2 protein-coding genes are annotated in these 1,359 nt (G+C 44.8%); both read left to right on the top strand.

From position 1 onward, the window contains the following. Nucleotides 1–62: 62 nt before the first annotated feature. Nucleotides 63–761: a helix-turn-helix domain-containing protein gene (locus G598_RS0114975; protein WP_026767595.1), complete on the top strand. Its 699-nt coding sequence runs from the start codon at nucleotides 63–65 to the stop codon at nucleotides 759–761. 74 nt (nucleotides 762–835) lie between these two features. Further along, nucleotides 836–1,359 (top strand): IS3 family transposase (locus G598_RS19570; protein WP_169534995.1); only part of this gene is annotated, 524 nt, incomplete at its 3' end.

Raw genomic sequence — 1,359 nt, 5'->3', positions numbered from 1 at the left:
TGATATGCTCCCCTTATGAGAGACAGTAAAAAATATAACTGTCATCATAGGGGGAGTTTTCTATGCCCAAACACCAGAAAATAGCAATAGAAGAAAAAATAGAATATGTAAGAGCTTATCTGCGCGGAGAAATTACTCAAGGTGATATTAGCAAAGCTACAGGAGTAAGATTATCCTCAGTACAAATGTGGATTAAGCGTTACGAGGCAGAAGGTGTTGACGGATTTTATACGGACAACGGTAACAGAGTTTATTCACCAGAAACCAAGACAATGGCCGTTCTAGAATACTTAAACGGTAAGGCTGGTCAGCTGGATATTTGTCGGAAGTACAAAATTCGTTCCAGATGCCAGCTTCAGACCTGGATTAAGGTGTATAATGCTCATGGAGACCTTAGCTCCATGAAATATTCAGGAGGCGGAAGCTACATGAGCAAAGCACGCAGCACCACACAGGAAGAACGTCTGCAAATCGTCCAGGAATGCCTGGCATCAGATAAGAACTACGGTGAAATGGCCAAGAAACACAAGGTCAGCTATCAACAAGTACGGACATGGACTTTGCGTTACATAGAACTCGGCGAATCCGGGCTTGAGGACCGCCGTGGCAAGCGTAAGAAAGACCAGACGCCACGCACTGAGCTGGAAAAGGCCCAGATTGAAATCCAGAAATTGAAACATCAGCTATATATGGCTGAGATGGAGCGTGACCTCTTAAAAAAATTGAACGAACTGGAGAGGGGGGAATTCTTGGACAAGTAAGACGTATTCGCTCCTACAAGGCTATACGGGACTGCCATCAGGAAAAAGATTATCCCATTGACGAACTGTGTAGATTGCTGAATGTATCGAGGTCAGCCTATTACAAATGGGCTTCTGGAAAAACTGGCGACAGGATTCAGGAAAACATAGCCATTGCTGAACTTGTGGAAAAAATCCACAATGAACGCCCGGACAAGGGCTATCGCCGCATAAATGATGACCTAAGACACGACCACGGCATTCATGTAAATGACAAGCGTATCCTTAGGATATGCCGGAAGAAAAGCATAAAATCCACCATTAAGTACCGCAGCTATGGCTGCACCAGACGGGCGAAAAATCCTCAATACATCGCAGAAAACATCCTCTCCCGCAAATTTCATGCCGATACGCCCAATGAGAAATGGTTGACCGATGTCACAGAATTCAAGTGGTATGAGGGGCCTGTGGTACATAAACTGTACCTGAGTGCCATCCTTGACCTTTACGATAGACGAATCGTATCCTTTGTCATTAGTGAGCGTAACGACAATCCATTGGTATTCAAGACTTTGGACAAGGCGATAAAAGCCAATCCAGATGCCCATCCGCTGTTCCA

Origin of the sequence: Selenomonas ruminantium subsp. ruminantium ATCC 12561 (genome assembly GCF_000424065.1) — a bacterium.
Taxonomy (GTDB): domain Bacteria; phylum Bacillota; class Negativicutes; order Selenomonadales; family Selenomonadaceae; genus Selenomonas_A; species Selenomonas_A ruminantium.
The sequence above is the reverse complement of the archived record's forward strand: the minus strand, read 5'-3'. Positions and strand labels throughout refer to the sequence as shown.

Bases quoted from the DNA above. Each gene is read 5' to 3' on its own strand.
- G598_RS0114975 (WP_026767595.1), top strand. From the start codon at position 63: ATGCCCAAACACCAGAAAATAGCAATAGAAGAAAAAATAGAATATGTA.